6 protein-coding genes are annotated in these 5,432 nt (G+C 40.2%); all 6 read right to left on the bottom strand.

The genetic code is table 11. The features are described from left to right. Positions 1-312: 312 nt before the first annotated feature. On the bottom strand, positions 313-657 hold the full coding sequence (locus tag OCT63_RS21135) for a type II toxin-antitoxin system HicB family antitoxin (RefSeq protein ID WP_269984565.1): 345 nt from the start codon (positions 655-657) through the stop codon (positions 313-315). 75 nt (positions 658-732) lie between these two features. Further along, positions 733-1,002 carry a type II toxin-antitoxin system HicA family toxin gene (locus OCT63_RS21130; RefSeq protein ID WP_269984564.1) on the bottom strand — a complete coding sequence of 90 codons (270 nt, stop codon included), beginning with the start codon at positions 1,000-1,002 and terminating at the stop codon, positions 733-735. 175 nt (positions 1,003-1,177) lie between these two features. Then, on the bottom strand, positions 1,178-1,663 hold the full coding sequence (locus OCT63_RS21125; RefSeq protein WP_269984563.1) for a helix-turn-helix domain-containing protein: 486 nt from the start codon (positions 1,661-1,663) through the stop codon (positions 1,178-1,180). Positions 1,664-2,067: 404 nt separating this feature from the next. Then, complete coding sequence (locus tag OCT63_RS21120) at positions 2,068-2,274, bottom strand: hypothetical protein (protein WP_269984562.1); 207 nt, start codon at positions 2,272-2,274, stop codon at positions 2,068-2,070. A 9-nt stretch (positions 2,275-2,283) separates the two neighbouring features. After that, the gene (locus OCT63_RS21115) at positions 2,284-3,003 is read right to left on the bottom strand and encodes a hypothetical protein (RefSeq protein WP_269984561.1); all 720 of its coding nucleotides are present in this window, start codon (positions 3,001-3,003) and stop codon (positions 2,284-2,286) included. Continuing rightward, positions 2,993-4,822: a type IV secretory system conjugative DNA transfer family protein gene (locus tag OCT63_RS21110; protein WP_269984560.1), complete on the bottom strand. Its 1,830-nt coding sequence runs from the start codon at positions 4,820-4,822 to the stop codon at positions 2,993-2,995. Before OCT63_RS21110 ends, OCT63_RS21115 begins: the two co-directional genes overlap by 11 nt. Positions 4,823-5,432: the final 610 nt, after the last annotated feature.

Genomic DNA, 5,432 nt, shown 5'->3' with positions numbered 1-5,432 from the left:
GTCGGTGGCTGATGCGCGTCGCTCTGTCCAAAACATCTTGAATCCAAACAGAGTGCAGGAGTACTTGAAGTGCTTACGTGATATGGCTATCATGAAAGGACTTAACGGGCTTCAATCGTTTAAGTATTCCGAAATAACCAGCTCGCCAAAGCTGGTTTTTTCACATCTAGAGAAAGAGATTAATCCCAAAAGCGATTGATCTCAATGATCCTTTTAGCCGGTCATGTGCTTTCCTACAAAAAAGCCTCTCATTTGAGAGGCTTTTTTGTAGGAAAAATCTAAGTACTCGTTTACCGTTAATACAGCCAAACATCAAGCATGACCAATCTCAAGCCCTTTTACAACAAGCCTCTCCAGCATCTTATTAAGACTCAAACCTTGAGATACAGACAACTCTTCTAGCTTTTTATGAATATTTGAGTTGGTTCTGAAGGCAATCTTTCCATTGTACGATTTGTAAGGCTGAATGCCCTGCTCGGTACAAATCTCAAGATATGACTCTAAAGAAGTAATCATTTCTTCTTTCAAAGAAATAACATCAGACGCATAGAAATCAGCACTTCCAGATAATCCTAGAATTTCACCTCGAAACATTTCTATCTCAGGATCAAAAACAACGCTAGCTTTTACACCATTGTGCTCCAAAATATTGTCCATACTTCCTCCGAAGAAAACCAAGAGTGATATCACATTTTGATATCACTTTATCTTTCTGTAAAGTATTTTTGAACATTAATTATCAAAAATATCTGGGAACTCTGACATTAGGAGACGCTTTACACTCATAACAGCCCCTTTATCTGTATCAGGACTCGGATGAGGTCTATGAAATACATGCGGACGACCATTCAAGATGATTGCTACACGAGACCCTTCCCTTTCTTGAACTACTGCACCAAGAGACTTAAAAAGACTCTCAATATCAGACCAAGGAATTGTACCCAACACTGGTCGTGTGTTGATTTTACGGAGTGTGGTTAAATGTTTTTTCTTTATCGCCATCTGTGCTTCCTTATGTAAAGTTATTATTGACTAAGCATGCACATGACGTATAATTACAACTGTCAGGAAATAAAATAAATCATGTATATACCTAGTTAATTCTGGGTAGGGCTCTATTGCCCTTTCTTAATTATAGCACCAAATCAACAACTTGTCAAAAATGAATACTAATTCACTAATTCTTCCCGCCATCAATCCCTTTTAGAACAGGCTTAACTCTTCGTCTTCGATCTGCCTTTGCCTTTTTATTAGCTTCGAACTCTTCAATTTTCTCTTGAGCGTAAGGCTCCGATTCATTAATTAGCCCGTTGAAGTGATAAATGTTTGTATCATTTCCTTTTATCTCATGCGGTCGGTATTCACGCTCAACAAACCCTAACTGCTCCAATGCTGCAATTCTCTTCTGAATGGTTCGAGGAGTAACACCCAATGCTTGAGCAATAGTTTTCTTTGATGGATAAGGCTTACGTTCTGCCTCCCACCAGTGAGTTGATAGGTAAAGGATAATGTTAATATCCATAGCTGTAAGACCTAATGCGTGTTGTTTTTCTAAAATAACACTAGGGAATGCAGTCCATCCTGAGTCCATTAGGGTTTTTCCCCATTTTTTCTCATTCGCCTTTACATCTTTTTCAGATTTACTCTTTGCTTTAACTGTCATCACTTCAGCCCTATTACTAACCTTCAATAAAAATAATATTCTTATTGAACAATAACTTCAACAAGCACCTGGAGAACAAATCACCCTAAGGGTGGGGTTGATAAAAACGCCATAGTAGGGATTTAAAAGACGTGGGGGATGGCGTTCCAAATAACCACCAAAGTATAACCAATATAATCAGATTAAATTAACAATATGAATACAATGATATTAACGAGTAAAATAGGGGTGGAGTCATTTAAATCGCTAGGGTTACACAAAAAACATACTCATCTCGTCTCCTTTGCACAATTCAATATCGAAATTCCCAAAGGGGCATTTCCAATAATTGAGCATCTTGTGCGACGTGATATTGAGCTAATGCGAAATGTTACGAGCGCACAAGATGAGACAAACGAAGTGCGTCAGAGTCCTTTAAACCAACTTTCGTCCGCCCATCGCATATCAGTATCCTCTTCTAAATGCCAAGTAGTTAAAACCACATCAGCAAGATCAGTTGCCACCTGAGTAAGCTCATCTTTACTATCAAATTTTGCTTTAAGAGCCACCTCGAATTGCATTTTTAAAATTTCGAATTGTTGTTTTTTCTTCTCAATATCACTTTTAGACATTCCATTCCCTTAACTGTAAAAATCTTCAATTGAAGTAAACTCAAAAAGAGCACGTATCGTCGCCTCTGAAAGCGTGACAGTGTTTTTAGCAATGACCATGGACTTATTGGTGCATTTCAAAAACATGCGCTCTACACGCCTTACAAGCGCAAAATTAGGACTTAAATAAAAGACTCTCTGGTATCGCCTCTCTGAAATGGCTTCGAGGTGATTCTTCAAGATCGCATCGTACCGAGAAGAGGCTTTCAATGTTCTCTCAAATTCAAACGCGACCCTTTCTCCCTTGGGAGAAATCGCAATAGCATCAGGACAACTTTGGCCTTTCACTGGTTTTGGGGTCGTCCATTCTCGCCACCCCTCACGCACTAATTTAATGCGTATAAGCTGCATCTGTTTACGATGTTCAAACGTCAGAGCATTAAACTTCGAGGGACGAAAAACAGTAAATCGATCTGGAATATCTTCATGATCATCATAAGAAAATAACAAACCTGTTTTATTAATACCCCAAATCGACTTTCGACCATGCTTATGCTCAATGAGCAGCTCATCACGAGCCATCGCTTTTAAAACTTTATTCGCATTTCTCGCTTGCTCAAATTCGAGTAAGTCAGCCAACACTTCGGTATCGGTAAAAATCTCATCTCGCAAGAAATTCGTAACCAGTTTTCTGTTTTTTCGTGTTCTCTCTTTTCGCTGACCAGGCGAAAGCATCACATTATTTTTCATCTAAAGTCTCCAAAAAATCTGGCACCATTGATTCAGATTCTCGAACGTCTTCACGCATAACGCCTCCAACATTCTGATTCGGTAAAGCTCGACTGATCGGAATAGAAACGCTGTTATCAATTAAAATTCCAGAGCAAAATCCAATTTTAGCGAGACCGTCTCCGATCAAGATCGCCGTGTTATCAGGTAAGGTTTGAATAACATTCGTATCAAAAAGGTGAGCCTTTTGCTCTACTGAACGACGCTCTTCTCCAGAACGAACTTCCTCACCAAGTCCATTGCTTTCATTAATGTAAGTGGAAGACTGTGCTTTTTTAAAACCAGTAAGGTTTGCGACCTCTTCGGCAGCTTTAAAGGATTGCTGACGATAGAACCATCGAAGTGAAGCATTGCCTTTCAATATCTCCGCATAGTTATCACCAATAACATTGAGATCCGCATCCGTTTGGTGAGCAAAGATTAAGTTCGAACGCCTTGAGCGAAGTTGCCCACTTTGATTAACGAGCAAAGGACAAAGTAATGATTTCACTTCATCAGCAAAAATAGAAACAAACTGCCTGTCGTTAGGTTGAGTGTTTTTAATCAGTTGAAGTACTCGTACGAGCAGCATTTTTTGAGCATCTTTGGTCACCCCAACATCGTCACCAATGACATAAACAACACCGCCACGCTTCAACACATCATCGAATGAAATCGTCGAGTCGGCTTTCAAAGCCCCAAGCCTTGAAAGCGTCTCGATTCTTTCAATTAACCCACGAGAAGATTTCTGCTCCTCTTCGGACAAAATAAGATCGATACGCTCAGAAACTTGAGACAAATGAAGACGGTTTTGAACAACAAAATCAGCAATTTTCTGAGCACTCTTTTGTTCCGATATTTTGTAAACATCCGAATCAGTATTTCGAGTTTCTAAATCAAAGGCAGCAATCAAAAGCTCCGCGACTTCATGCTCATTAGCGCCTGAAAATGGATTCACTTGTGGCTCGGCATCACGCAAATTAAAGAAATAAAAAGGCTTGCCGTTTTTCTCACAAGCATCTTTCAAAATATGAGGTAGGTAATCGTCAAATTTAGGGTCAAAAACCAGTACCGCGTCACCTTGTAATACTTGCTGAGACAAGATGATTTGCGCTTGGATACCCTTTCCGGCTCCCATAGACCCCGACACTTGAATGTTCGTTTTGTTATAACGCTGTCGAGACACAAAAAGTGGTTTTCGATTTTTATCTAAACCAAAGAAAAGCGCGTTATTTTTAGCGGCTTTTTCAAAGTATTTTTTCGGATTATAAGATTTAAATGTTTTCTCACTGTGTAGCTCGCGCACATCTGTAAACGCTTCATCTTCACCAATACGGTTAGTCTTTTTGATAGAACGAGCAGACAACTTAGGTTCGTAAAGCTTCTTAACGAAAACATAATGAACAAGAAGCAGCAAACCGAGAGATACACCGTAAAGCTCAATTGAAGAGATAAAATCAGAAACACCATCGAAATGACCGAAACGTAAAAAGCTCATTCTATTGTCACCAAAGAACGACATGTAAAGTAAAACTACAGTAGGAATAAGAGCCCCGAAAAAACCCAAAAGAGCAAACACTCTCCCAAACAACCGGATCAACGAAACCCTAAAGCCAGATTCATTTTTACAGATGAAAAGGTAGGGAAGAGAAAAAAGAAAGACAGAAAAAAGCAGAAGAATCACTTCAAACCAATACGTACCGGTTTGCGAAAAATACACCTTAGCAAAAGGATAAAGCGCACTGTAAATCTTATCCAAAAGCTCAAGAATCGCTTGGTCAATTCTTTCATTTAATGTCATTTAAAAACCATCCTAGTTTCGTTTCTTTAGGCTCCCCAGAGCCGTGGCGAGTGTTTCGGTCCCAACCGAAAAAGCGAAGCGCGCGCGTCTGGATAAACGCATTGAGCCCCAGCGAAATAAGAGTAAGCCGGACAAACTTACTTTAGGATTCGTCAGAACCCCGTTCAGGGGCAAGCGTAGCAGTCAAAAAGTCAGTTTGTCGGGCTTTAGCCCAGACGCGCGCGGGTGAATTTTTGACGTGGAGGTGCGTTCAGCACCAGAGCGTCTAAAAGAGGGCCAAGCCCTTATTCGTAAAGGCGTTCAGCCTTGGAGAATATAATTATTTAAGAGTTAAACGATTAAATAACAATAGACGATATAAAGTAGAGTACATGAGACTTAATATATCGTCTATTAAGTCGTCTAGAAATGGGGCAGAGCGAACGTGCCAAGGTTTAAGAATTAAAGACATTCCGCTTGCTCGGTGTTCGGACGCTCCGCTTACTCACACACTGCGCCGAGCGGTATAAGTAAGAACAGAAGGGACATGAAATATGGCGACAAAGCCAGCCCTTTCGGCTGCGCCGACCCCTACCCATTTCGACTCAAATTTATGAGTGATTTGGGTATA

Origin of the sequence: Vibrio sp. RW, assembly GCF_027587105.1 — a bacterium.
GTDB lineage: Bacteria > Pseudomonadota > Gammaproteobacteria > Enterobacterales > Vibrionaceae > Vibrio > Vibrio toranzoniae.
This window is presented reverse-complemented; position numbering and strand designations above follow the sequence as displayed.

Coding starts and splice junctions, on each gene's coding strand:
- OCT63_RS21130 (WP_269984564.1), bottom strand. CDS start 1,002: ATGGCGATAAAGAAAAAACATTTAACCACACTCCGTAAAATCAACACA.
- OCT63_RS21110 (WP_269984560.1), bottom strand. CDS start 4,822: ATGACATTAAATGAAAGAATTGACCAAGCGATTCTTGAGCTTTTGGAT.
- OCT63_RS21120 (WP_269984562.1), bottom strand. CDS start 2,274: ATGTCTAAAAGTGATATTGAGAAGAAAAAACAACAATTCGAAATTTTA.
- OCT63_RS21125 (WP_269984563.1), bottom strand. CDS start 1,663: ATGACAGTTAAAGCAAAGAGTAAATCTGAAAAAGATGTAAAGGCGAAT.
- OCT63_RS21135 (WP_269984565.1), bottom strand. CDS start 657: ATGGACAATATTTTGGAGCACAATGGTGTAAAAGCTAGCGTTGTTTTT.
- OCT63_RS21115 (WP_269984561.1), bottom strand. CDS start 3,003: ATGAAAAATAATGTGATGCTTTCGCCTGGTCAGCGAAAAGAGAGAACA.